The sequence below is a fragment of the Pseudotamlana agarivorans genome, assembly GCF_001642835.1.
Taxonomy (GTDB): domain Bacteria; phylum Bacteroidota; class Bacteroidia; order Flavobacteriales; family Flavobacteriaceae; genus Pseudotamlana; species Pseudotamlana agarivorans.
This window is the reverse complement of record NZ_LXEI01000013.1, coordinates 150,943-176,227: the sequence shown is the minus strand read 5'-3', so window position 1 is coordinate 176,227 and position 25,285 is coordinate 150,943. Positions and strand designations below refer to the sequence as shown.

At 34.9% G+C, this 25,285-nt stretch carries 21 protein-coding genes; 12 read left to right on the top strand and 9 right to left on the bottom strand.

Annotation, left to right across the window (positions count from 1 at the left end; genetic code table 11):
* The first annotated feature begins 284 nt into the window (after positions 1-284).
* The 3 genes from A6I66_RS13150 (at position 285) to A6I66_RS13140 (ending at position 4,847) form a co-directional block, all read left to right on the top strand.
* Positions 285-3,089, top strand: a complete 2,805-nt coding sequence (locus A6I66_RS13150; RefSeq protein WP_067150139.1) for a M16 family metallopeptidase — start codon at positions 285-287, stop codon at positions 3,087-3,089.
* Between the two features lie 8 nt (positions 3,090-3,097).
* On the top strand, positions 3,098-3,544 hold the full coding sequence (locus A6I66_RS13145) for a protein-disulfide reductase DsbD domain-containing protein (protein ID WP_067150136.1): 447 nt from the start codon (positions 3,098-3,100) through the stop codon (positions 3,542-3,544).
* Positions 3,545-3,755: 211 nt separating this feature from the next.
* Complete coding sequence (locus tag A6I66_RS13140; protein ID WP_067150165.1) at positions 3,756-4,847, top strand: bile acid:sodium symporter family protein; 1,092 nt, start codon at positions 3,756-3,758, stop codon at positions 4,845-4,847.
* A 9-nt stretch (positions 4,848-4,856) separates the two neighbouring features.
* On the opposite strand, the gene A6I66_RS13135 is transcribed toward A6I66_RS13140, so the two are convergent.
* Together A6I66_RS13135 and A6I66_RS13130 are read right to left on the bottom strand one after the other, a co-directional pair.
* Positions 4,857-5,765 carry a GYDIA family GHMP kinase gene (locus A6I66_RS13135; protein WP_067150133.1) on the bottom strand — a complete coding sequence of 303 codons (909 nt, stop codon included), beginning with the start codon at positions 5,763-5,765 and terminating at the stop codon, positions 4,857-4,859.
* Positions 5,766-7,082 (bottom strand): hydroxymethylglutaryl-CoA reductase, degradative, encoded by a 1,317-nt coding sequence (locus A6I66_RS13130; protein ID WP_067150130.1) that lies wholly within the window; start codon positions 7,080-7,082, stop codon positions 5,766-5,768.
* A 388-nt stretch (positions 7,083-7,470) separates the two neighbouring features.
* Between A6I66_RS13130 and A6I66_RS13125 the strand changes: the two genes are divergently transcribed.
* From A6I66_RS13125 to A6I66_RS13110, 4 genes are all read left to right on the top strand, one after another.
* Positions 7,471-9,663, top strand: a complete 2,193-nt coding sequence (locus A6I66_RS13125; RefSeq protein ID WP_067150127.1) for a S9 family peptidase — start codon at positions 7,471-7,473, stop codon at positions 9,661-9,663.
* Positions 9,664-9,705: 42 nt separating this feature from the next.
* Positions 9,706-11,256 carry a peptide MFS transporter gene (locus A6I66_RS13120; protein ID WP_067150124.1) on the top strand — a complete coding sequence of 517 codons (1,551 nt, stop codon included), beginning with the start codon at positions 9,706-9,708 and terminating at the stop codon, positions 11,254-11,256.
* Between the two features lie 14 nt (positions 11,257-11,270).
* The gene (locus A6I66_RS13115; protein ID WP_084399679.1) at positions 11,271-12,848 is read left to right on the top strand and encodes a peptide MFS transporter; all 1,578 of its coding nucleotides are present in this window, start codon (positions 11,271-11,273) and stop codon (positions 12,846-12,848) included.
* An 86-nt stretch (positions 12,849-12,934) separates the two neighbouring features.
* The gene (locus A6I66_RS13110; RefSeq protein ID WP_067150120.1) at positions 12,935-13,483 is read left to right on the top strand and encodes a thioredoxin family protein; all 549 of its coding nucleotides are present in this window, start codon (positions 12,935-12,937) and stop codon (positions 13,481-13,483) included.
* A 41-nt stretch (positions 13,484-13,524) separates the two neighbouring features.
* Here A6I66_RS13110 and A6I66_RS13105 read toward each other — a convergent pair whose 3' ends face one another.
* Genes A6I66_RS13105 through surE form a run of 5 tightly spaced genes read right to left on the bottom strand, consistent with a single transcriptional unit; the run spans position 13,525 to position 18,383 of the window.
* On the bottom strand, positions 13,525-15,564 hold the full coding sequence (locus tag A6I66_RS13105) for a ComEC/Rec2 family competence protein (protein WP_067150117.1): 2,040 nt from the start codon (positions 15,562-15,564) through the stop codon (positions 13,525-13,527).
* Between the two features lie 23 nt (positions 15,565-15,587).
* On the bottom strand, positions 15,588-16,163 hold the full coding sequence (locus A6I66_RS13100; RefSeq protein WP_067150114.1) for a C40 family peptidase: 576 nt from the start codon (positions 16,161-16,163) through the stop codon (positions 15,588-15,590).
* Between the two features lie 6 nt (positions 16,164-16,169).
* On the bottom strand, positions 16,170-17,282 hold the full coding sequence (lpxB, locus tag A6I66_RS13095) for a lipid-A-disaccharide synthase (protein WP_067150111.1): 1,113 nt from the start codon (positions 17,280-17,282) through the stop codon (positions 16,170-16,172).
* Between the two features lie 47 nt (positions 17,283-17,329).
* A complete protein-coding gene (locus A6I66_RS13090; RefSeq protein WP_067150108.1) occupies positions 17,330-17,614 on the bottom strand; it encodes a hypothetical protein in 285 nt (94 codons plus the stop codon).
* Positions 17,607-18,383, bottom strand: a complete 777-nt coding sequence (surE, locus tag A6I66_RS13085) for a 5'/3'-nucleotidase SurE (RefSeq protein ID WP_067150105.1) — start codon at positions 18,381-18,383, stop codon at positions 17,607-17,609. The genes A6I66_RS13090 and surE overlap by 8 nt, the downstream gene beginning before the upstream one ends.
* Before the next feature lie 179 nt (positions 18,384-18,562).
* Here surE and A6I66_RS13080 point away from each other — a divergent pair, with 179 nt between their 5' ends.
* Positions 18,563-20,713: a carboxy terminal-processing peptidase gene (locus tag A6I66_RS13080; RefSeq protein WP_067150159.1), complete on the top strand. Its 2,151-nt coding sequence runs from the start codon at positions 18,563-18,565 to the stop codon at positions 20,711-20,713.
* Between the two features lie 9 nt (positions 20,714-20,722).
* Positions 20,723-21,817, top strand: a complete 1,095-nt coding sequence (locus tag A6I66_RS13075; protein WP_067150103.1) for an ABC transporter permease — start codon at positions 20,723-20,725, stop codon at positions 21,815-21,817.
* 38 nt (positions 21,818-21,855) lie between these two features.
* Here the strand turns inward: A6I66_RS13075 and yihA are convergent, their stop codons facing one another.
* Positions 21,856-22,464 (bottom strand): ribosome biogenesis GTP-binding protein YihA/YsxC, encoded by a 609-nt coding sequence (yihA, locus tag A6I66_RS13070; protein ID WP_067150100.1) that lies wholly within the window; start codon positions 22,462-22,464, stop codon positions 21,856-21,858.
* A 44-nt stretch (positions 22,465-22,508) separates the two neighbouring features.
* On the bottom strand, positions 22,509-23,273 hold the full coding sequence (locus A6I66_RS13065; protein WP_067150097.1) for an alpha/beta fold hydrolase: 765 nt from the start codon (positions 23,271-23,273) through the stop codon (positions 22,509-22,511).
* 326 nt (positions 23,274-23,599) lie between these two features.
* Here A6I66_RS13065 and mraZ point away from each other — a divergent pair, with 326 nt between their 5' ends.
* From mraZ to A6I66_RS13050, 3 genes are read left to right on the top strand one after another with little or no spacing between them, the layout of a single operon-like run.
* Positions 23,600-24,070 carry a division/cell wall cluster transcriptional repressor MraZ gene (gene mraZ / locus A6I66_RS13060; RefSeq protein WP_067150094.1) on the top strand — a complete coding sequence of 157 codons (471 nt, stop codon included), beginning with the start codon at positions 23,600-23,602 and terminating at the stop codon, positions 24,068-24,070.
* A complete protein-coding gene (gene rsmH, locus A6I66_RS13055) occupies positions 24,057-24,956 on the top strand; it encodes a 16S rRNA (cytosine(1402)-N(4))-methyltransferase RsmH (protein WP_067150091.1) in 900 nt (299 codons plus the stop codon). Before mraZ ends, rsmH begins: the two co-directional genes overlap by 14 nt.
* On the top strand, positions 24,956-25,279 hold the full coding sequence (locus tag A6I66_RS13050) for an FtsL-like putative cell division protein (RefSeq protein ID WP_067150087.1): 324 nt from the start codon (positions 24,956-24,958) through the stop codon (positions 25,277-25,279). Before rsmH ends, A6I66_RS13050 begins: the two co-directional genes overlap by 1 nt.
* Positions 25,280-25,285 lie beyond the last annotated feature (6 nt).

Genomic DNA, 25,285 nt, shown 5'->3' with positions numbered 1-25,285 from the left:
TGAGCTTGATAGTTATTGGGGCACAGTAGTAGCAAGAACCATCATGAAATAACCAATTCGTTACACATTATTCTCCTTCAGTGTAATAAAGGTTACATTACATTAATTATAATTCATTTTCTTTGATTACCTTATTCCTGTTAAAGGCATCATAAATGTTTCATTAAGAGGATTATTACTCATTAATTTGTGTTTTTATGCTTTAAAATAAGTTTAGTATGGTTTTCTTAACCCATTTTGTAATCAATATCAATCATTTCATATAAATAATTAAATTCTGGTCCATGAAGCGTATTTTACAATACCTATTTCTTGTTGCTGTAAGTTTTAATGCTACAGCACAAACTTTAAATCTTAACGAACCTCTATCTACAAATTCTAAAATTAAGAAAGGCGTACTCCCTAATGGTTTAACATACTATATCTCGAGTACCGATGTGACTAAAGACGCAGCAAGCTACTACATTATTCAAAATGTGGGATCTGTATTAGAGAATGATGATCAACAAGGTTTAGCGCACTTTTTGGAGCATATGGCGTTTAACGGGACAAAGCACTTTGAAGGTAAAGAAGTACTAAATACACTTCAAAAGCATGGTGCTGTTTTTGGAAAAGATATTAATGCATATACAGCTTTTGATGAGACTGTTTATAATATGAATAACATTCCTACTACGCCAGAATTAATCGATACTTGTTTGTTGGTTTTACATGATTGGGCAGATGATTTGCTTTTAACAGAAGATGAAATTGATGCAGAACGTGGCGTGATTAAAGAAGAATGGCGTACAAGACAAAATGGAGGCATGCGAATTCTACAGCAATCTCTTGATGTGCGTTATAATAATACCATTTACGCCGATCGTATGCCTATTGGTTTAATGTCGATTGTTGAGAATTTCAAATATCAAGTGCTACGTGATTTCTATCATGATTGGTATAGAACCGATTTACAAGCCATTGCTGTTGTTGGTGATATTGATGTTGATGAAATGGAACAGAAAATCATAAAACTGTTTTCTCCAATTGCACCTATTAAAAATCCTAAACCACGTACTGAAGTTAATATCCCAGATAATGAAAAGATGCTGTATGGTATAGCTATGGATGATGAAGTTACTACCTCGAACATTAGCTTTACTATTCGTCACCCTAAATCATTAAAAGATGAAACGGTAGGTGACTTAAAAGAATCCCTTCTAAATAGCATGATTAGTTCAATGCTATCAAATCGTATTAAAGAACTCACTCAAAAGCCAGACGCACCATTTTTAGGAGTTCGAATGGGATACGGAAGCCTTTCAAGAACAGCTAATAACTTTAGTGTGAATGTTTATCCGAAACCAAATCAGCAACACGAAGCTTTCAAATCAGCTATGGAAGAATTAAATCGTGCGGTTAAATTTGGATTTACACCTTCAGAAATTGAACGTACAGAAACTGAATTTACAACGTATTACGAAAATCAAATTTCTAAAATTGACGATCAATCTCATGCTAGAATTGCTTCAGACATTCAAAACAATTATTTAGAGAATTCTGCAATGACGGATATAACTAAAGATTTTGAACTCGTTAAACAGATTTTTGCTAGTCTAACTCCTGAAGAAATACACAACCATTTAAAATCGCTATACACGCAAAAAAATCGTTCTGTTTTCGTTACCGGTGTTAAAGGAAATAAAAATTTAACAGAGGATGAGGCTTTAAGTATTATTCATAATGCTGAGACTAATCCCAATTTAGTAGCTTATTCAGATGAATTCGCTGGGAAATCTTTAATGTCTGGTATTTCTCTTAAACCTGGTAAAATTATTAAGGAAGAACATAACGAAGCCATTGGAGCAACAACCTTTGTTTTAGACAATGGTATCAAAGTGCATTATAAATTTGCTGATAAAAATAAAAACGATGTGAGCCTAAACGCTTTAAGCTATGGAGGAACTTCTTTGCTTAGTGATGCCGATTTACCTTCGGCGAGTTTATTAGGTAATTTTGTTTCAGCATCAGGGTTAGGAGATTATTCAGCTACAGATTTAGAAAAAGTCTTAGCCGGTAAATCTGCTTCATCAAGAGTTAAAGTAAATGGCTTAACTGAAAGTGTTAGTGGGTCATCAACAGCTAAAGATGTTGAAACCATGCTTCAAATGGCTTACTTGCGTTTTGTGAAACCTCGCTTTGATGCCGATGCCTATGATGTTCTTATGGGTAATATCGATAGTTATATCATTAGAAAAAGTAATGATATCAATCAGAAAATAAACGATAGCGTTACGGTATCGATTTACGGTAAAAATAATCCTAAAAAAGCTTTGTTTACTAAAGAATATGTGGCTAAAGTTTCGATGGATAAAATGAAAGCTATTTATCTAGATCGTTTTAATAATGCAGCAGATTTTGAATTCTTTATTGTTGGAGACATTGATAAGGAAACCTTAAAACCGTTATTAGAAAAGTATATTGCTAGTATTCCAACTACCGATAAAAAAGAACAATGGAAAGATAATTCAGTAGAATGGGTAAGTCATAAAATTGATAAAGATGTCTTTTTGAAAATGGAAGATCCTAAAAGCTCAGTTCGTATCGCGTATAAAAATGATATGAAATATAGCTTGAAAAATAATTTGGTTGCTCAAACTGTTGGAGATATACTAACACTTAGATTTACAGAAACCTTAAGAGAACAGGAAGGTGGAACTTATGGTGCTGGTGCTTCCGCAGATGTGGTTAAACGTCCTAAAGAGCAAGCCTATATTGCTGTAAGCTTCGATTGTAATCCAGATAAAGTAGAAAAGTTAATTGCTATTGTTCATGATGAATTACAAAAAATTGCGAACGGTGATATTAATCAAGTTGATTTAGATAAAACAACAACTAATTATTTAAAAGAACGCAAACAACAACAAGATTATAACAGGTACGACATGAGTTTACTTACAAATTTCTACCGTGAAGGTTATAATATGAATAGTCCAGAAAATTTCGAAGACATCGTAAATAACATTACTGTTAAAGATGTGAAAGCTTTTGTTAAGCATGTCATTAAGAAGGGTGAAACTTATGAAGTTGTAATTAAACCTATAAAATAAAAAAACGTATGAAAAAAATTGTTCTAATTTTAGCATTAGCTATAAGTAGCTTCGCTTTTTCTCAGATCCATAATCCTGTAACATGGGAAACTTCGGTAAATAAAATTTCAGAAACTGAAGCAGAGCTAGTAGCTACAGCTCAAATTCAAGATGGTTGGCATTTGTATTCGCAATCAGTTCCTGAAAACGGACCTATTCCAACGAGTTTTACTTTTGAAGGTAATGGGAACTATTTAAAAAAAGGTAACACCAAAGAAGAAGAGGGTCATACCGTAAATGATCCTGTATTTGAAATGACCATTAAATACTTTGATACTAAAACTCAATTTAAACAACGTGTAAAGTTAAAAAACAAAGGCAGTTTTGAAATTAAAGGCGTTGTAGAGTTTATGGTGTGTAATGATACGCAATGTCTTCCACCTACCGAAGTAGATTTGGTATTTAAAGTAAAGTAGAAATAGCCAAAATGTGACTTAGTTTAATTCGTGTACACGGATTATAAAGTCTTAAAGTTTGTAAATCTCAGATTAAATTTTTTAATCTGAGATTTTTTTATGTCTAATTTTGAATGACTAAGTATTGTATTTAGTTTTTTTTAATGCTGATTTTTCTTATTTTTTTAGAATTTTAAATATTAATTCATTTTTTAGACTCATAAAGCCCATTATGAAAAATTTTAATATTCATAAACTTGCCCTAGGAATCTCAGTTATACTTTTACTAATCTTCTTCGGATTTATTTTATCGGGTAATATTCAGCAATCAGGTATCTTTTTAGTAGCTTTCTTTAGTTTTTTAGCTATCGGATTTAAGGGGTACGATTTGTTAAACGGATTTGTGTTTACAGCAGTAATTTTTGCTGGGGTAACTTTAGCTTTATTTTATCCGGAATACTTTTTAAGCATAGGAGATGTAGAATTAACGATACTTATTATCCCACTCATTCAACTTATTATGTTTGGCATGGGAACTTCTATGAGTATCCGCGATTTTGGAGCGGTTATTAAATCACCCAAAGGCGTTTTTGTTGGTGTATCAGCTCAGCTGGGTATCATGCCTATAATGGGGTTTCTGTTGGCTAAGTTTAGTGGTTTTCCTCCCGAAATTGCAGCAGGAATTGTATTAATTGGGTCTTCGCCAAGTGGAGTCGCTTCCAATGTCATGGCTTATTTAGCGAAAGCAAATTTAGCACTATCCATCACGATTACCTCCATTGCGACTTTAATCGCACCTTTTGTTACCCCACTTTTAATGAAAGTTTTTGCTGGTGAGTTTGTTGAAATTGATGTGTACGCCATGATGTGGAGTATTGTTAAAATGATTATTCTACCCATCGGTGCTGGTTTGCTAGTCAATCAACTTCTTAAAGAGAAAATGGATGGCTTTAGACGTATTTTACCCCTAATTTCTATGTTTGGTATTGGAGCTATCATTGTGATTATCACTGCAGCTGGCCGTGAAAATTTATTGGAAATGGGTGTTCTTTTAATGGTGTTAGTACTCATTCACAATTTATTTGGCTACTTTTTGGGGTATTGGTATGCGAGATTGTTACGACTTAGTATTCAGGATTGTAGAACCATTGCCTTGGAAGTCGGTATGCAAAACGGAGGTTTAGCTTCTGGTATTGCCAATTCATTAGGGAAGATAGCCACCATGGGGCTTGCACCCGCTGTTTTTGGTCCGCTTATGAATATTACAGGATCAATATTGGCCTCGTATTGGCACAAAAAACCAGTCGATTCTCAAGAGGAATAAATACCTTAGTTAAAGCACCATCTTTCCATAGGGTATAATAGTGTGATATCCTTTGGCTTTAAAATATGAAGTCGGATTTTCATCTGAAGCCACCATAATAAAATCACCGCCCCAGGCTCCTAAACTTTTTATGGCGCCATCAAAATCTTCAAAATATAAATCTTTTACAGGCGTTTGTTTTGTGATTTTCGATATGTAGTTTTCATGAAGTATAATCAATGCTTTAAAATCTTCTAACGAATCGCATGAAATCATTTCAGAAGTGATAGCGTTCATCTCTTCAACCGAAAAATTCGACTGAACTTTAGTCTCATTGTATTGTTTAATACCCTCGCGACTGTTTTGTTTTTTATTCAGATGAACAAAATAGAGGTTGTTTTTAAACGACGGATTAAATTCAACAGGAAGAACAAGCGGCACGTTGTTTTCTAATTGATAGGTTATAGCGCTATTATTTTGAGCGCAGCCAATATCGTAACCGCTGCCACCAAAAGTTTTTTCTAGAAGCTGAAAAGCATTTACGTCTGCCCAATTTGCAATATTATTTATTAAGGTTGACGATGTGCCTAGTCCCCAATTTCTTGGAAAATCTAACCTGGTAGTCACATGAAACCCTTCATTTGAATCTAAAAAAAGCGGATTTAATTGTTTCGCAGCCTTCAAAATTTGAGTTATACGCTGTGAGATGTCACAGACTTCTTCCGAAGAAAATAGATTTAAGTCAAAGGCACCTTCAAACCAAGTGTCGCCTTTTTCATCTAAACTGGTCCAAATAATCTTTTTTTCATCTGTTGGTATAATGTCTAAAGATTGTCCGTACTTGGTAGGTACTGCCAATGAAACGGCGCCATCTAGAACGACATATTCACCAGATAACAATAATTTACCGTTACTATAAAAGGTTTTATTAGTCACCATTTAGTTTCTTAAGGACTTTAAAGCTTCAATAACGGCATTATGCGTTACGGTTTTGGTTTTAAAATAGTCTGTGAGTTTTAGCTTTTCTTCGTCGTTAGCTTCAAACTGATTGAGAATGTTCATTAAATGCATTTTCATATGACCTTGCTGAATACCTGTTGTGGTTAAAGAACGTAAGGCAGCAAAATTTTGTGCAAGCCCAGCAACGGCAACAATTTGCATCAATTCTGGAGCTGATGGTTTATGAAGCATTTCTAAGGCTAACTTCACTAAAGGATGTAAACCTGTAAGTCCGCCAACAGTACCTAGAGCCAATGGAATTTCCATCCAAAATTTAAAAATACCATCTTCAATTTTAGCGTGTGATAAACTGCTATAGCGTCCGTTTCTTGCAGCATAAGCGTGTACGCCAGCTTCAACCGCTCTAAAATCGTTACCCGTAGCAAGTACTACAGCATCAATACCGTTCATTACGCCTTTGTTATGGGTTACGGCGCGGTATGGTTCTATTTCAGCAATATTTACGGCTTGAATGAATTTGCGAGCAAAAGCTTCACCAGAAATCGCAGGATTATCGCTTAGTTTTTCAACAGGACAGCTCACTTCGGCACGTACTAAGCAATCGGGAACATAATTGGAAAGAATACTCATGACTATTTCAATTTGTTGCTCGGTTTCCGAAAACAAATCAAAATTTAAAGCTTCATTTTTAAAAGTTTTAGCAAATTGTTCTAAACAGGAATTGATAAAATTAGCACCCATGGCATTTAAGGTCTCAAACGACACATGCAACTGAAAGTAATTATCAATTTCAGATGTTTTATCTCTTAACTCAATATCTAAAATACCTCCACCACGCTTAGTCATGTTCTTGGTTATCTCCTCTGAGTCTTTAAATAGCTTAGGCTTTACATCTTGAAAAAAGCGTTTCAGTTTTTCGGTATCCCCGCTGTACATAAAATGTACCTGACCAATTTTTGTAGTAGAAATAACTGTAGTTTTAAATCCGCCACGATCCAACCAAAATTTAGCCGCTTTACTAGCTGCGGCAACAACAGAGCTTTCTTCAATGGCCATGGGAATGGTATAAAGCTTGTTGTTTATTAAAAAATTAGGCGCAACACCAAGAGGCAAGTAGTAATTGGTTATGGTGTTTTCTATAAATTCATCATGAAGCTGTTGCAGCTTATCATTCGTGTTCCAATATTGTTTTAATATGGTTTTGGCGTCTTCAGCATTTGAAAAATAGGTGTCAACTATCCAATCTATTTTTTTTGATTTGGAGAGTTTTGAAAAGCCAGAAATTGTTTTACTCATAACCTGTAATTTGCCTGGCAAAGATAGTGTTCTTGCTAGAAATTTCGGCATCTCACTTTTGAATATAAGACCTTATTCGTATTTCATAGGATTTTTTACTTATAGAAATATTTGTTGAATGATATGATTATTGGTTTACAAACAGGTGTTTAAATCAATTTTATATCAAGAAGTCTAGTAACATATTATAACTAAAATACAGGAAACTTGTTTCAATCATGTTATTTAACTGTTAATAATGCTTGTTTTTTGCATAATTTTTAGTAACCTTGACATCATTTTTGAAGAAAAAATATTTTTTATAGAAACACCTACAACCGACAAAATGTTATGCTATTAATGATGGTTTTGTTCGTTTTATGAGTTTCTTAATCAACCAAAATAATACATGAATCATCTTAAATTATCTTTTTGTGTTTGCTTATTTGTCACTTCATTAATATCTGCGCAAACCAAAAACATTACCCTCGAAGACATTTGGAAACACGGCAGTTTTAGAACAGAATATATGGATGCTTTACATTCCATGGCTAATGGTAAACAGTATTCTGTGCTAAATTTCGATCGCGCTTCACGAAGTACTTCAGTAGATATTTACGATTATGAAACACTTGAAAAAGTAAAAACTTTAGTGACTTCAACCGATTTAAAGGATTTGGCATATTTTACTAATTATACCTTTAGTGCCGATGAACAAAAAGTCATTTTGGCTACTAATGAACAGGCTATTTATCGTCGTTCTTCCATTGGTCACTACTATGTTTACGATGTTAATTCCCAAGATTTAACCCTCATTTCTGAAGAAGGTATTCAAGAACCTACTTTTTCTCCCGATGGTACAAAAGTGGCATTTGCCAAAGGAAACAACCTGTTTGTAAAGGATTTAACATCAAATACCGTTAAGCAAATCACTTTTGATGGCGAAAAGAATAAAATCATTAACGGTATTACCGACTGGGTTTACGAAGAAGAATTTGCCTTTGTTAGGGCTTTCGATTGGAATGCCGATAGTAATAAGATAGCCTTTATTAAATTCGATGAAACTGAAGTTCCAGAATTTTCAATGGATGTTTATGGAAAACAGCTTTACCCAACGCAACAAGTTTTTAAATATCCTAAGGCCGGAGAAGCCAACTCTAAAGTGTCTCTTCATTTATATGATTTGAAATCGGAAGCTCTTACCGATATTGCTGTGAATAAAAAGTATGAAGATTTTTATATCGCCAGATTAGCCTGGACCAAGGATGCCGATGTGTTAAGTGCACAGTTTTTAAACAGACATCAAAATGCCTTGGATTTATGGATGGTTGATACCAAGAAAATGACATCCCATTTGGTTTTAGCTGAAACAGATGAAGCCTATGTTGATGTTACCGATAATTTAACTTTTTTAGAAGATAATAGTTTTATTTGGACCAGCGAGCAAGATGGATTTAATCATATTTACCACTACGATAAAAAAGGAAAACTGATAAATCAAGTTACCAAGGGCAACTGGGAAGTGACCGATTACTACGGATATAATGAAGATAAAGATGTGATTTACTATCAATCTGTTGAAAATGGGTCGATTAATAGAGATGTATATGCTATTAAATTAAATGGCCGCAATAAAAAACGATTGTCTGAAAAAGAAGGAACGAATGAAGCCGCGTTTAGTGCCGATTTTTCATTCTTTATTAATACGTTTTCTAATGTATCTATAGCACCAGAATACACTTTGAACAATTCTAAAACAGGTGCCGTTATTAAAGACATTAAAAATAATAAGGCTTTAACTGATAAATTAAAGGATTATCAAACCTCAGTAAAAGAATTCAGTACCATTTCAATAAATGGAAACGATTTAAATATGTGGATGATAAAACCTGCTAATTTTGATAAAAGCAGGCAGTATCCCTTATTCATGACGCAGTATTCTGGACCAGGATCTCAAGAGGTTGCAAACCATTGGAATTCTTCAAACGATTACTGGTATCAGTATTTAGCACAAAAGGGAATCATTGTGGTTTGCATTGATGGCCGAGGAACAGGGTTTAAAGGCGCCAAGTTTAAAAAGGTAACCCAGAAAGAATTAGGAAAATACGAAGTAGAAGATCAAATAGCTGCAGCCAAGGAGTTAGGTAATCTCCCATATATAAATAAAGATAAAATTGGTATTTGGGGCTGGAGTTTTGGTGGTTTTATGAGTAGTAACTGTTTGTTTAAAGGTAATGATGTGTTTTCAATGGCTGTTGCTGTGGCACCTGTTACCAGCTGGCGATTTTACGACTCTATTTATACCGAACGCTACATGACAACCCCTCAAGAAAACCCGAGTGGTTATGACGATAATTCTCCAATAAATCATGTCAACAAGTTAAAGGGCGATTTTCTTTTAATTCATGGTTCTGCTGATGATAATGTGCATGTACAAAATACCATGCGTTTAGCAGAGGCTTTAATTCAAGCCGATAAACAATTTGATTGGGCGATCTATCCAGATAAAAATCACGGGATTTACGGCGGCAATACCAGACTGCACTTGTTTAAAAAAATGTCTACATTTATAGAAGATACATTGCTGACAAACAACGAATAACAAATAACTATTAATCAGAAACCACAACCAATAAAGAAACCTATGTCTAATACGGTAATAAAACCACATCAAAAGGAACTATTCGGACAACCAATAGGGTTGTATATTTTATTTTTAACTGAAATGTGGGAGCGTTTCTCCTATTATGGGATGCGTGCCATTTTAGTATTATATATGGTAGCCTCATCAGAACTAGGAGCCGACGCTAGGGGAGTTGGTCTAGGTTGGACCAGCAAAGAAGCGCTAGCTTTATATGGTTGGTACACCATGTTGGTTTACATAATAGCCATTCCTGGAGGTATGATTGCCGATAAACTCATCGGACAGAAAAAGGCCGTTTTATATGGCGCTATAATTCTATGTTTAGGGCATGGCGTTTTAGTTCTTACCGATATTTGGGCCTTTTATACAGGGCTAGGATTAGTTATTTTAGGTGTTGGGTTATTAAAACCGAATATTTCGACCATGGTTGGTGGCTTATACCAACAGGGCGATATTCGTCGCGATAAAGGTTTTAGTATTTTTTATATAGGTATCAACTTAGGGTCACTTTTAGCAACCTTAATTGTTGGTGTTGTTGTGGCCAATTATGGATGGCATGCTGGTTTTGGATTAGCTGGAGTCGTGATGGTTCTGGGTTTAATTAACTATATAGCAGGACAGAAATACTTAGTACAAGTTGGTAATCATACCGAAGTTGAAAACCCTGAAGATGAAGTGTCTTACGGGAAGTTATATGGCCAGTTATTCAATTCTCCAAAACATCTTATAATTACAGCCATCTTAGTAGTAGCATCTTTTATAGGCTGGTATTTCATGGATTGGGGCTATGGTTTGTTGTTCTTGTTTTTAACAGCTATTGCGGCACTTTTAATGATGATCTATAGGGAGCTAGAATCACAGGTTTTTAAAGACCGATTTATTGTGTTATTACTCTCCTTTATTATGGTAATTATATTCTGGGGTGCTTTCGAGCAAGCCGGAGGATTAATGAATATTTATACCGATACAAAAACCAATAGAATGATTGGGGGTTGGCAAGTGCCTACGATTATGTTTCAAAGCTTAAATGCAGGATTCATTATTTTATTTGCAACGGCTGTTGCTGGTTTTTGGGCTAAGCGAAAACTTAAGGGTAAAGAAGCTTCCTCTTTGTTTAAAATGGCTATGGGAATCATCATTATGGGCTTTGGTTTTTTGTTTATGGTATTTGCCGTAATGGAATTCGAAAAATCTGGTGCTTCTAGTATGATCTGGTTAGTTTTAGCATATTTATTCCATACGCTTGGTGAATTATGTTTATCGCCAGTAGCACTTTCGTTTATCACAAAATTAGCTCCAGCAAAATACGCATCCTTGATGATGGGAGTCTATTTTGCGTCTTCTGGTTTAGGAAATAAAGTAGCGGGAATTCTAGGAGAGTCGGCATCAGATTTTGGTGAATACGCGATATTCGCAGGCATCTTTGTATTTACAGTGGTTATTGGTGGTTTATTCATCTTAATATTAAAACCTTTAAAACGTTTAACACACGGGGCAGAAGATAACGAGCACGTTATTGAAGCTGAGGAAATAGAAATTGCAGAAAACTAACAGATACATAATTAATGGAAATGACTAAAGTGAGATTCGAAGGTTCCGATATGAACCGTAAACTTTTAATGGGCCACCCATCTGGTTTATTTGTTTTATTCTTTACTGAAATGTGGGAGCGTTTTTCGTACTACGGGATGCGTGCTATTTTAGTGTTATTTTTAACATCATCTTTAATTGATGGCGGTTGGGCATGGTCTAGGGAAGAAGCTCTAGGACTTTACGGAACTTATACCATGTTAGTATATTTCTCACCAATCTTGGGAGGTTTAATAGCTGATAAATTTCTAGGGTATAGAAAAGCCGTTGCTATAGGTGCTTTTGTGATGACTTCAGGCCATGCAGCCATGGCTTTAGATACACCATGGAGTTTATATTTAGGTATTGGTTTACTGGTAGCAGGTAACGGATTATTTAAACCAAATATTACTTCTATTATTAACGGCGTTTATAAAAATGCACAAGACAAAAAGGATGGCGCTTTTACCATTTTTTATATGGGTGTGAATGCAGGTGCCTTTTTAGGTATTTTACTTTGTGGTTATATCGGTGAAATGGTAGGTTGGCATTATGGATTTGGACTAGCAGGAATTTTTATGTTTTTCGGAATGCTACAATTTTGGTTTTCTCAAAAGATTTTTGGGCGTATCGGATTGTCACCTTCAGATTCCATAGAATATGATGATGCTATAGAAACTCAGAGTGAAGATCCTGTTGTTGAAGAAGCAGTTGTACCTGCCAACGTACAACGTGATCGTTACATTGTGGTTGGAATTTTAGCCTTCTTTACTATTTTCTTTTGGGCAGCCTTTGAACAAGCTGGTGGTTCTATGACTATTTTCGCGGCAGATTATACAGACCGTGTTTTAGAGGGGAATGCAGCCAATATTTTTAGAGTAGCCAATACACTGCTTACCGTCGTGCCTCTTTTAATTATTACTTATGTTTTGTGGCAGTTATTTAGAATTACATTCAGTAAATATGCCTTATCCAATATTTTCTTAGGAACTAGTTTTGTGATTATTTGGGGTATTGTAATTTGGATGCTTAAGAATCAATTTTCAGAAGTTGAAACTGAAGTTCCTGCTTCTTGGTTCTCCATTTTGAATTCCTTCTATATTATCGCCTTTGCACCGCTGATTTCGAAAATTTGGGAAAGTAAATACAATCCACCAGCTACCGTTAAATTTGGTATAGGTCTAGTATTACTAGGTCTCGGATTTGGCGTATTAGCTTATGGGTCTTCGGGAATACCTCAAGGGGCTCAAACGGCTTCAGTGAGTATTGTGTGGTTAATTTTAGCGTATTTATTACATACACTAGGAGAACTTTCTTTATCTCCTGTTGGGCTATCTTATGTGAGTAAATTAGTTCCGGCAGCTAAAATTGGTATGATGTTCGGACTTTGGTACATTGCCGTGGGACTAGGAAATAAAGCAGCAGGTACTATGGGAGGTATGATTGATAAGATTACAGCTCAATATGACTTAGCTACCTTTTTCTTAATCTTTACTATAGTGCCTATTGTAGCCGGGTTAATTGTAATGGGATTAACTCCAGTTATGAAAAAACTTATGCACGGTGTGAAATAAGTACTTAAACATATAAATTTATTTAAAATGCTCCTTTTTAGGAGCATTTTTTGTAAGTTCGAAACTCGTTTTACAACAAACATCATATGAAAAATACGATATTATTTATTCTGTTTTTAGGTTTTATAAGCTTTAAAAGTACAGGACAAGAGATTAATTGGATATCGCTTAATGAAGCTTTAGAACTACAGAAAAAAACACCTAAAAAAATCATGATGGACGTTTACACCAATTGGTGTGGTCCTTGTAAAATGTTGGATAAGAATACCTTTCAGAATGCTGATGTGGCTAATTATATCAATAAAAACTATTACGCCGTAAAATTTAATGCAGAAGGTGACTCACAAGTATCATACAAAGGGAAGGTTTTTGAAAACCCTAAATATGACCCTAAGTTGGCGAATAGGAGAAATGCTGTTCATGATTTAACACGCTACTTACAAGTAAGTGCTTACCCAACCGTTGTGTTTTTTGATGAAAACTCCGAAGTTATAGCCCCAATTCGTGGTTATCAACAACCTAATCAATTGGAGTTGTATCTAAAAATGTTTTACAAAGACGAACATAAAAACATCACAACTCAAGAACAATTTAATGAATATTACGAAGCCTTTAAACCAGAGTTTAAAGGATAGTTATGTGTTTTGGAGCAGTGTTTTTTTGTTCTTTAAAAAAATCAATACTCTAAAATAAAAGCGCCCTTTTTACCGGTGTCATGAAAGGGAAGTTTGTGCTTTTTACATATCATTTCCCATTGATTAACATAGCTCTTATAATTACTGCCATCGGCTATAATGTATTTGGGCGATAAGGTTTCTATAAGTCTATTTAAATTAATTTTCGGCGACTGGCGGAGCAAAATGTATTCTGGATGACTCTGTTTTATATCGTAAACTCCTAAGCTATCTATAACGAATAGTAGTTTGTCATTGAATTGATAAACGGGTTTCAACGGCTCGTTGCGGACCTTGTTAGTGTGATTGCCTAATACATAGTTTGTAATGGTTTGGTCTTTTTTAGCTGCTAAGCTGTCAAGATCATGAGCTATAAAAATGTGGCGCTTTTGGGTATGACTTATCAGACTATGTCTGTTTTTGTGGAAAATGACAAACTCATTTGAAACGGCATCTAATTTCGTATAAATCCATGTGATTTGAATTAATATGATGGCGACTAGTAGAGCCAAAACCGATTTGTAATGTTTCTTCAGTAAAAATATAAAACCAGTACAAATGATGAGATAGGATGCTATTACATGTGACCATCCGAAAGGGATATCATGAAAAACAAAAACATCTTGATGCGATATCCAAGCAATGAAGGCATTCATTAAACTTATCGTTTTTCCAAATAGAACCGCGATAAAATGGGGCAGTATTTTAAAGGAAGCTAAAAGAATAACAACAACGCCAAGGCCGAGAATACCTCCCAAAATCGGAATAATCACTAAGTTAGTTATAAAAAATAAACCAGGAAACTGATGAAAATAATACAAACTCAGGGGAAGAATACCTATTTGTGCGGCCACTGTAACAGTTAATGTATGCCAGTAGATAGCAATGAGTTTGTTTTTAGGTTGCCATAATTTGTACAAATATGGATCGATGCTTACAATGGCTAATACAGTTATATAACTTAGCTGAAAGCCAACATCGAAGAGATATAGCGGCTTAAAAAGTAACAAAACAAACATGCTAATCGCCAGTGTGTTGTAAATATTGGTTAGACGTTTTAAATTCATAGCAATGCTAATAATACTAAACATGGTTACCGCCCGAGTCACAGATGCGGATAGTCCTGCTATAACTGCAAAACACCATAGTAAGCTTACTAGTAAAAAGGTTTTAATGAGTTTGCCATTTCTAAAACGTTCTATGGGGCTTAATATGAAGTTAAATAGCATTAAAATAATGCCCACATGCAAACCTGAAACGGCTAAAATATGTACGGCTCCGGCATTAGTGTATTGATTGTAAACTTCCTTGCTTATGCTTTGCCGTTGCCCCAAAAATAAGGCGTTAATGATGCCAAGTTCTTCATGTTTGAAATTATAACACTTTAAACTAGTGTTGATGTGTTTTCTAATATTTTCAGAAATACCATATATCGTAGGTTTAGATGGTATTCCTTTTAATAATTCAGATGGGTTTAATGTGATTTGATGATAAATATATTGTCTTGATAAATATCTGCTATAATTAAATTGATGGGGATTTAAAGGCTTAGGAATGGTTTCAAATGAAGTGCGACCAACTAAAATGTCGTCGATATTAACCTCCGAAGCGATACTGTCTTTTTTAATGTTTAATAACGTTTTGCCTACGACTTTCTTTTGGTCAAGTTTTAAAATATCTACGATAAACTTGTCATAATAAACCGAGGGTTTCAGTATTTCCTTAACTCTAAAGGTTATGGTAGGTATGGAATCGCTATTAGAAGTAATATTATGCGAATAATGGTTCGAGAAGTTTTTTTCTTCATGAAAGTGGGTAGTTAGAATCCCAATGTTAATCATGGATAGAAATGAAAAAACACCAAACCAAATGGTTTTTATAAACTGTCGCTTCGCTCTGTAATAAGTTGTGAAAGTACCAATGAAAACAACTGTACTGATGATTATCAAGTATAAGAACTTGATGTCGAAATAATAACCGATAAGTATGCCTGTTACAAGGCAAATTAATAATTTTATTATAGTGAAATTAAGCAGCTTCATGGCTGCGAAATATACAAATATTCTTACAAAATACGTCTAGCTTCTTCGAAGGCATTTTGCCAGTAGGATTCGTTTAAGTGTGAAATGATAACACCTTTACTACTTGTGGCGTGAATAAATTCAATATCGTTATTACGAATGGCTACAATCAAACCAACATGGTTGATGGAATTTCTTCTCCCACCTGTTTTAAAAAATAATAAATCACCTTGAGTGACTTTTTTTAAAGGGATTTTGGTACCTTTTTTTGCCATATCTCTTGATATTCTAGGCAACAAAATATCGTGAGTTCTAAAAGATTCAAAAACTAAACCCGAGCAGTCCATTCCAGATTTTGTAGTACCTCCCCATTTGTATCGCGTGCCTTCAAATTCTAAAGCATAGTCAATAATTTGTTCGGCTTTAGATTCTGTAGGAGGCGTTTTTTTCGATCGTTTTTCAACAGTCTCTTTGGGTTCGATATAGTAGTCTGTAGCGACTTCAGTATCTGTTTTTATTTCAACACGATCTGGGGTGCTTTTTTTGCGTTTAGCAGATTTAGATGATTTGCAGCTGCTAAAACTGATAACTATAAGTAAGATAAGAAGGCTTTTTTTCATAAATATTTAGGCTTTAATACCGTCGTATATTAATTGAGCTGTTTTTAAACTAGCACCTTTTCCGCCTAAAGCACGCTCTAATTCATAGTAATCTAAAAAGAGTTTTTCTCGAACGTTGTGGTCTAAGATTTTGTCGAGCTCTACGCGGAGCTTTTCTTTATTAAAATCATTTTGAATCAGTTCAGTAACAACTTCACGATCCATGATTAAATTCACAAGTGAAATAAATTTTAAGGTGATAATGCGTTTAGCAATATGGTATGAGATAGCGCTACCTTTATAGCAAACCACTTGAGGTACTTTAAATAGTGCGGTTTCTAAAGTTGCTGTTCCAGAAGTAACTAGAGCTGCATAGGAAATACTTAGCAAGTCGTAGGTTTTATTAGCTATGAATTTAACATTGTCAGATTTGATAAAGCCTTTGTAAAACTCGTACTCCTGACTAGGAGCTCCTGCGATCACAAATTGATAGTCGGGATAGTTTTCTACTAAGCTCAACATTACAGAAAGCATTTTGGTAATTTCTTGTTTGCGGCTTCCTGGAAGAAGTGCAATAATGGGTTTGTCGCTCAGGTTATTAGCTATTCTAAAATCGAATTCATTAACAGGGTTTCTGTTAGCAATCGCGTCAATTAAAGGATGTCCAACAAAGTTGACTTTGTAATCATATTTTTTGTAAAAATCTTTCACAAAAGGAAGAATGACAAACATGTCGTCAATATCACGTTTTATAGTTTGAACTCTACTGGCTCTAGATGCCCAAACTTGAGGAGAAATGTAGTAATTGGTTCTAAACCCCTTTTCTTTAGCCCATTTGGCAATTCGTAAATTAAACCCCGAATTATCAATAAAAACAACCACATCTGGATTAAAATTTTCAATATCGGTTTTACAAAAAGATATCAACTTGAAAATTTTATTGAGGTTCAAAATGACTTCAGAAAACCCCATAAAAGCACGTTCCTTATAGTGTTTTACTAAGTTGCCACCAGCTTCTTGCATTAAATCGCCGCCCCAACATCTAATATCGGCTTGCTTGTCAATGCTAAGCAAAGCTTTAATTAAATTGGACCCATGTAAGTCGCCCGATGCTTCTCCAGCTATAATGTAATATTTCATAAGGTCATAGTATTGAATGAGTCGTTATTATAAGGAACGCTTACCAATTAAAACAACTTAAAAACAAAGGTGAACACAGCAATAAAAACTGTGATTAATAAAACGCCTCTGGCTCTATAATCTTGTTTTTTTCTTATAAAAATAAAAAATGCAATGAGGTTCAAAATAGCGCCTAAACTGATTAGTTTCCCAAGAAACCCTTCATTTGCTGCTGCTTTAATTACGGTTAAAAAATCGTCTCCCTGTCCAAGCAAAGTCGCTGTAAAGTAGAGCCCGATAGCATTGGCAATTAAACCAACAAGCATTCCTATAAAAACATCTTTTTTAATCATTTAAATTCCAAGTGTTTAAGTCTTTTATAAAATGATGGGCGGTAAGGTCAAATTGCGTTGGTACTACCGACACATATCCGTTTTCTAAAGCCCATTCATCAGTATCTTCTCCGCCATCTAAATTAACAAATTTACCAGTTAACCAGTAATAGTCTTTTCCTTGAGGCGTTTTTCGTTTGTCAAATTCTTCCACCCAGTTAGCCTTGGCTTGTCGGCACACTTTTATGCCTTTAATCTCTTCTCTGGGTAAATTAGGTAAGTTAACGTTAAGGACGACACCTTCGGGGATGCCGTTTTCTAAAACGTTTTCCGTTATGGTTTTTACGAAATTATCACAACCCTCGAAATTCGCATTCCAACTATAATCTAAAAGCGAAAAACCTATGGCAGGAATGCCTTCTATGCCTGCTTCAATAGCCGCACTCATCGTTCCAGAATAAATGACGTTTATTGAAGCGTTAGATCCATGATTTATACCAGAAACGCAAAGATCTGGTTTACGATCTAAAATTTCCCTATGGGCAATTTTCACGCAATCGGCAGGTGTTCCAGAACAACTAAATTCCTTTTGTGGGCCATCGTCTATGAAAACTTCTTCGGCGTAAAGTGTTGAGTTAAGGGTGATAGCATGTCCCATACCACTCTGAGCACTGTCTGGAGCTACCACAACAACATCTCCAATCTTATTCATGATGGCGATTAACTGCCTTATACCGGGTGCGCTAATGCCATCATCGTTGGTCACTAAAATAAGCGGTCTTTTTGTCATTTTTATCTTTTAAATAGCTGGGCTAAAATACGTAATTTCGTCTGTTTAGCCTTAATTTCTTTGGTTTAACAAAAAATTAGTTACAAATGTAAAGGACGGCATAGTTTTTTCTTTATTTTAGTGACAAAATAAGCTTTGCCTGAAAATGGCAACCAAATATTTTAATGATGAAGAAAATTATGAAAAGGAATTATAAAGTGTTTTCGCTATTGCTTTTATTGGCATTTGCGTCCTGTAGTTTTACCACTAAAAAATTTAGCAATCCTGATAAAGATAAATTACTTATTCAAATAATAACCTTTGTTTTAGAACAAGGACATGTTGACCCGATTGCATTAGACGATACTTTTTCTGAAAAGTTATTCAATCATTATATTCAAGCTGTAGACCCGGTTAAGCGTTATTTTTATGCTTCCGATATTGAGTATTTCGAGAAATATAAGTTCTTATTAGATGAACAAATTAAAAATAAAGAAATCACTTTTTTTGATGTTGTTCACGAGCGATTATTAGAACGTATTGCTGAAGGAGAAGCGATGTATAAGGATGTTCTTTCTAAGCCTTTTGATTATTCAATCGATGAATCTTATGAAACTGATTATGAGAAAACATCATTTGTAAGATACAAGCAACAAATGCGTGAACGTTGGAGACAATTGTTAAAGTTTTCTACCATTTCTAATTATGATGATCTTTTAAAACAAGAAAAATTGGCTAAGGAAAAAGATCCTAATTATGTCATGAAAACCAATGAAGAAATTGAAAAGGAAGCCAGAGAATCAACTTTAAGGTCTATTGATATTCATTATCACGATAATATCGATGATTTAAACCGCGAAGATTATTTTGCAGTTTACGTAAATTCTATTGTTGAAGAGTATGATCCACATACCTATTATCTTGCCCCAAAAAGCAAGGAAGATTTTGATCAGCGCATGTCTGGGAAATTAGAAGGTATAGGTGCTAGACTGCAAAAGCGTATGGATTACATTAAAATTGTTGAACTTATTTCAGGTGGACCTGCTTGGCGTAGTAAAAAGCTAGATGTTGAAGATGTGATTTTAAAAGTGCGTCAAGAATATGAAGAGCACCCTGTAAGTATTGTAGGCATGCGTATTGGCGATGCTATCAAATATATAAAAGGACCTAAGGGAACTAAAGTGATTTTGACAATTAAAAAAGTTGACGGTACGATTAAAGATGTGGAAATTGTTAGGGATGTTGTCGAATTGGTTGAAACTTATGCAAAATCTTCTTTGGTAGAAAAAGATGGTAAGAAGTTTGGAATTATAAATTTACCAGCATTTTATGTTGATTTTAAAGACTACAAAAATGTAAACGCCGCTAAAGATGTTAAGGAAGAAATAGAACACCTGAAAGCAGATGGTATGGAAGGGCTGGTTTTAGATCTTCGTAATAATGGAGGCGGATCTTTGCCAACTGTTGTTGAGATGGCAGGTTTGTTTATAAAAGATGGGCCCGTTGTGCAAGTGCGTTCTTCTGGAGAATCTAAAGAAATATTAAAAGATAAAGATAAGTCTATCTCATGGGAGGGACCTTTAGTTATTTTAGTAAATGAAATCTCTGCCTCTGCATCAGAAATTATGTCGGCTGCCATGCAAGATTATAAACGTGCTATTATTATAGGAGGAAAACAAACCTACGGAAAAGGAACCGTTCAAAATGTTATTAATTTGAATAACATGCTTAGAAATAATACCAGTGGTGACTTAGGTGCTTTAGCAGTAACCACACAAAAATATTATAGAATTACTGGAGGCTCTGTTCAGTTAGAAGGGGTTAAAAGTGATGTGGAAGTACCTGGACGATTTAGTTATATAGATGTGGGTGAAAAGGATAAAGAAAATCCTTTGCCATGGGATGAAATTGACGCAGCTCCTTTTACTCCATGGAAAAGTTATTATGATTATGATGAAACTATAAAAAGAAGTAAAAAGCGTATGAGTCATAATCAGCAACTAAAACTTATCGCTGAGAACGCTAAATGGGTAAAAACAAAAATAGATGAAAGTGTTTATTCATTAAATTACGATACGTACAATGCCGATAATGAGCGTAATGAGGCCGAAGCTGCTAGGTTTGACGCGATATCAGATTATCAAACTAACTTAACATTTAATTCGACTTCATATGAGAAATCGTTGTTTACTCAAGATACAACCGATTTAAAGGAGAAAAGAGAACGTTGGCATGAGAATTTAAGTCAGGATGTTTATGTTGAAGAAGCACTTCATGTCTTAGAGGATTTACAATTAACCTATCCAACAAAAAAAGTAGCAGCTACTAATAGAGCATCAGAAAAAAAGTAGTTTTGCTAAATGAATCATAAATCAAAATCACTTAAACAATTAGCGCTCCAAAAGTTCAAAAAGGATTTTTGGGGCGTCTTTAGTTTATGTTTTATTGGTCTGGTGGGGTTAATTTCTGTTTTTGCATATGTTATAGCACCTGATAATACACAGCATGCTAATCAAATGCACCTGGCCATTCACTCCAAAAAACCAGGTTTTAAAGTCACGATGCTTACCATACCTTCTCAATTACATGTGGAGCAAAGTGGTCTTGATAAGATTTTCTTTGGAAGAAAAAATACAGATACCGAAATACCAATTTCTAAATATAGAGTCGAAGACGATCGTTTGGTGTATGCCGAATATGCTCCCGACGGACTTGAAGGTGCAGAAAAATCAATAGAGCTCAGTCATTTTACAGATAAGTCTATAGGAGCATTTATTAATGAGAAAACTTTCTTTTTTGGTACCGATAAATATGGACGCGACTTATTAAGTAGGATTTTAGTTGGTGCGCGCATATCTTTTTTTATTGGTTTTGTAGCTGTTTTTATTGCTTTGGTGATTGGACTTTTTATGGGGAGTCTGGCAGGATATTTTGGAGGTAAAGTAGATGCTATTATTATGTGGGTGATTAATGTAACTTGGTCTATTCCTACATTATTATTAGTGATAGCTATTACCCTAGCGTTAGGAAAAGGTTTTTGGCAAGTTTTTATTGCTGTCGGACTAACTATGTGGGTTGAGGTGGCAAGAGTGGTTAGGGGGCAAATTATTAGTGTGAAAGAAATGCAATACGTTACGGCTGCTAGGGCGTTAGGTTACAACGATTTTAGAATTATCACTAAACACATATTGCCAAATATTATGGCTCCAGTTATTGTGATATCAGCAGCTAATTTCGCATCAGCAATTTTAATTGAAAGTGGTTTAAGCTTTTTAGGTATTGGTGCGCAATCACCTATGGCGAGTTGGGGTGCTATGATCAAGGATCATTATAATTATATTATTTTAGGAAAACCTTATTTGGCGATAATTCCTGGTCTTTGCATTATGAGTTTGGTGATGGCTTTTATGCTAATTGGTAACGCTTTGCGCGATGCCTTAGATGTAAAGGGGTAGAAGGTAAGTTAGAAAGGAACTTTAAAAAACGCGTGTTTTTAATTGTCAAGCTCCATATTGTTGTTAAGATCATCTATATAATCTAGTACATCATCTTTACCTGTTTCGTTGCTCGATGAGGTAATAAAATAGTTAGGCATATCTTCCCAGTGCTGCAGTAAGATGTTTTTATAGTCTTCAACATGATTTTCAATGGCTTTGGGTTTTAATTTGTCGGCCTTAGTGAAAATGATGGAAAAAGGGATGCCGTTTTCTCCCATCCATTGCATGAATTCTAAATCGATAGGTTGCGGGTTGTGACGGATGTCAACTAGAATAAACGCAGTAACGAGTTGTTCGCGTAATCCGAAATATTGAGTGATAAATTTTTGAAATACTTTTTTAGAACTTTTAGAAACTCGAGCATAACCATAGCCCGGTAAGTCAACCAGATGCCAATTCTTATTAATTAAAAAATGATTAATAAGTTGTGTTTTTCCTGGTCGCCCCGAAGTTTTTGCGAGACTTTTTCGACTCGTCAACATATTGATGAGTGATGATTTACCAACATTACTTCGACCTATAAAAGCATATTCTGGAAGTCTACTTTTTGGACATTTTGCAACATCAGAATTACTCATTACAAATTCGGCAGACTTAATTTTCAAAACGGAATATTAATTTTAGTTAACTAATTAGAAAGTAGGTTGTTTTAAAACCCTCTTTTTTCTAACCAAGCACTCATTATTTGGTTAAATTCTTCTGGATGCTCCATCATAGCAGCATGTCCGCATTTATCAATCCAAAATAAATCAGAGTCTGGCAATAGGTCGTTAAATTCTTCTCCTACTTCTGGCGGAGTTACCTGATCATTTTTTCCCCAGATAATACAAGTAGGGGTTTTCATGTTGGGTAAATCTTTAGACATATTGTGTCTAATAGCGCTTTTAGCGATGGCGAGTGTTTTTACTAGCTTGTTACGGTCATTAACTGTTTCGTATACTTCATCAACAATTTCTTTAGTTGCTACCGCGGGATCATAAAACACATCTTGGGCTTTCTTTTTAATGACTTCGTAATCACTTCTTTTTGTATAGCCACTACCCATAGCACTTTCGTATAGTCCAGAACTACCTGTTATAATAAGGGCTTTAACGCTTTCGGGATACATTTTTGTATGGTATAAACCAATGTGACCACCTAGCGAGTTTCCTAAAAGAATGGCGCTATCATATCCTTTAAATAGGATAAACTCATGCAAATAATTTGCAAAGGTTTTAACGTTTGTTTTTAGTAAGGATAATGAATATAGCGGAAGTTCTGGTATAAGAACTTTGTAGCCTTTATTGCTGAAAAATTCAATCACTGCTTCAAAGTTACTTAGCCCACCCATAAGTCCATGTAATAGGATTATAGGAGTGCCTTCTCCGGCTTCGATATAACTGAATTTGCCTTCTTTTTTTAAATGATTCGTCATTAATCTAGTAGTGTATCATTAAAAACAAATATAGGTATTTCATTCATATTTCCACCAAAATAATTGGTGTCAAGAAAATCTAATGCCTAAGAAATTGAATTAAAATGGGTTAAGGCGGTATTGAGATGTTAACAATCTGTAAAAATGAGCATTTCAGGTAAGGTTGCAACAGAATAATAGTGCTGGTGGGGTGTTGGTTTCGTTTTTCGTGGGTTTTAATGCTTAGTTAGTCGAGAATTTATTAACAATGTGGTATAATGTGGTAAATTGTGGTATATTTTTCAATATATTTGACACTTAAACGTTTAGATTTTTATTGAACTGCTTTGGACTTAATAACAGGTACATACGATTGTAAGGTTGATGCAAAAGGGCGATTAATGATGCCTGCTTCCATCAAAAAACAGCTGTCTGGTGTTTTGGAAGAAGGATTTGTATTACGCCGATCTGTGTTTCAGCAGTGTTTAGAGCTTTATCCAATGGCTGAATGGCAGGCGCTTATGCGAAAAATGAATAAGCTAAATAAGTTCAAGAAAAAGAACAACGATTTTATTAGAAGGTTTACCGCAGGAGCGAAAATGGTGGAGGTTGATGTGAATGGTCGTTTGTTGGTGCCTAAAGATTTAATTGTGTTTGCGAATATTTCAAAAAATATTGTAGTAGCATCTGCGATCAATATCATTGAAATTTGGGATAAGGATTTATATGAAAAGGCTATTGATGATGCAGCGATTGATTTTGCAGATTTAGCTGAAGAAGTAATGGGACAAGACGAAGAAGACTATGGAATATCATAATCCAGTACTATTAAAAGAATCGGTTGATGGTTTAAATATTAAGCCTGATGGAGTGTATGTTGATGTGACTTTTGGTGGTGGTGGTCACAGTAAAGAGATTTTGTCAAGGTTAAATGACCAGGGAAAACTTTTTGCTTTCGATCAGGATGCTGACGCGCTTGAAAATGCGCTTGATGATTCGCGATTTACTTTGATTCATGAAAACTTCAGGTATATAAAACGCTTTTTAAGATTTCATGGCGTGAAAAAAGTAGATGGTATTCTTGCTGATTTTGGAGTGTCTTCGCATCAGTTTGATGTCGCTGAACGCGGATTTTCAACACGATTTGAAGCTGATTTGGATATGCGAATGAATCAAAGTAGTGTGCTGTCGGCGTTTAATGTGGTTAATGAATATGATGAAGAGCGGCTCAAAAATGTGTTTTATCAATATGGAGAGTTGCGTGCTGCGCCGGCAATGGCTCGGTTAATTGTAGAGTATCGAGAAACTGTTGAGTCGATTGTAACCAGTGAGCAATTAAAAACGGTGCTTAAAAAGTTTTTACCGCCACGTCATGCTAATAAAGTGTTGGCTCAAATATATCAGGCCATACGTATAGAGGTGAATCAAGAAATTGAGGTGTTAAAGGAGTTTTTAATGCAAACACCAGAATTGTTGAATGAACAAGGTAGGTTGAGTTTTATCTCTTATCACTCACTTGAGGATCGTCTCGTGAAAAGGTTTATTAGAAACGGGATGTTTGAAGGGGAGCCTGAGCGCGACATTTTTGGAAATTTTGAGGTGCCTCTAAAAAAAGTGAATGGATTGATAGTGCCGTCAAAAGCAGAGATTAAAGAAAATAATAGAGCAAGAAGTGCCAAGTTAAGGCTGGCAGAGAAAAGATAATGAAGCAAAGCATTTATCACATATTGCGAGGTACTTTTTTAGTTAGCGATGATTCGTTTAAGAATTGGCGTGTCATTCTTTTTATCTCGGGCTTGGCAATAGTTATGATTGCGAGTTCTCATAATGCTGATAAAAAAGTATATGAGATTGCGAACTTAAAAAATGAAGTGAAAGAAATAAGATCACAATTTGTGGATGGCCGATCAAGATTGATGAGGCTTAAAATGGAGTCGCATGTTGTAGGTGTCATGAATAAAAAGGGCTTATCGAGTTCTGAGACGCCTCCTAAAAAAATAAAGGTAACAGGAAGACAAAACGATTGATTTAAA

Coding starts and splice junctions, on each gene's coding strand:
- A6I66_RS13150 (WP_067150139.1), top strand. CDS start 285: ATGAAGCGTATTTTACAATACCTATTTCTTGTTGCTGTAAGTTTTAAT.
- A6I66_RS13145 (WP_067150136.1), top strand. CDS start 3,098: ATGAAAAAAATTGTTCTAATTTTAGCATTAGCTATAAGTAGCTTCGCT.
- A6I66_RS13140 (WP_067150165.1), top strand. CDS start 3,756: ATGAAAAATTTTAATATTCATAAACTTGCCCTAGGAATCTCAGTTATA.
- A6I66_RS13135 (WP_067150133.1), bottom strand. CDS start 5,765: ATGGTGACTAATAAAACCTTTTATAGTAACGGTAAATTATTGTTATCT.
- A6I66_RS13130 (WP_067150130.1), bottom strand. CDS start 7,082: ATGAGTAAAACAATTTCTGGCTTTTCAAAACTCTCCAAATCAAAAAAA.
- A6I66_RS13125 (WP_067150127.1), top strand. CDS start 7,471: ATGAATCATCTTAAATTATCTTTTTGTGTTTGCTTATTTGTCACTTCA.
- A6I66_RS13120 (WP_067150124.1), top strand. CDS start 9,706: ATGTCTAATACGGTAATAAAACCACATCAAAAGGAACTATTCGGACAA.
- A6I66_RS13115 (WP_084399679.1), top strand. CDS start 11,271: ATGGAAATGACTAAAGTGAGATTCGAAGGTTCCGATATGAACCGTAAA.
- A6I66_RS13110 (WP_067150120.1), top strand. CDS start 12,935: ATGAAAAATACGATATTATTTATTCTGTTTTTAGGTTTTATAAGCTTT.
- A6I66_RS13105 (WP_067150117.1), bottom strand. CDS start 15,564: ATGAAGCTGCTTAATTTCACTATAATAAAATTATTAATTTGCCTTGTA.
- A6I66_RS13100 (WP_067150114.1), bottom strand. CDS start 16,163: ATGAAAAAAAGCCTTCTTATCTTACTTATAGTTATCAGTTTTAGCAGC.
- lpxB (WP_067150111.1), bottom strand. CDS start 17,282: ATGAAATATTACATTATAGCTGGAGAAGCATCGGGCGACTTACATGGG.
- A6I66_RS13090 (WP_067150108.1), bottom strand. CDS start 17,614: ATGATTAAAAAAGATGTTTTTATAGGAATGCTTGTTGGTTTAATTGCC.
- surE (WP_067150105.1), bottom strand. CDS start 18,383: ATGACAAAAAGACCGCTTATTTTAGTGACCAACGATGATGGCATTAGC.
- A6I66_RS13080 (WP_067150159.1), top strand. CDS start 18,563: ATGAAAAGGAATTATAAAGTGTTTTCGCTATTGCTTTTATTGGCATTT.
- A6I66_RS13075 (WP_067150103.1), top strand. CDS start 20,723: ATGAATCATAAATCAAAATCACTTAAACAATTAGCGCTCCAAAAGTTC.
- A6I66_RS13065 (WP_067150097.1), bottom strand. CDS start 23,273: ATGACGAATCATTTAAAAAAAGAAGGCAAATTCAGTTATATCGAAGCC.
- rsmH (WP_067150091.1), top strand. CDS start 24,057: ATGGAATATCATAATCCAGTACTATTAAAAGAATCGGTTGATGGTTTA.
- A6I66_RS13050 (WP_067150087.1), top strand. CDS start 24,956: ATGAAGCAAAGCATTTATCACATATTGCGAGGTACTTTTTTAGTTAGC.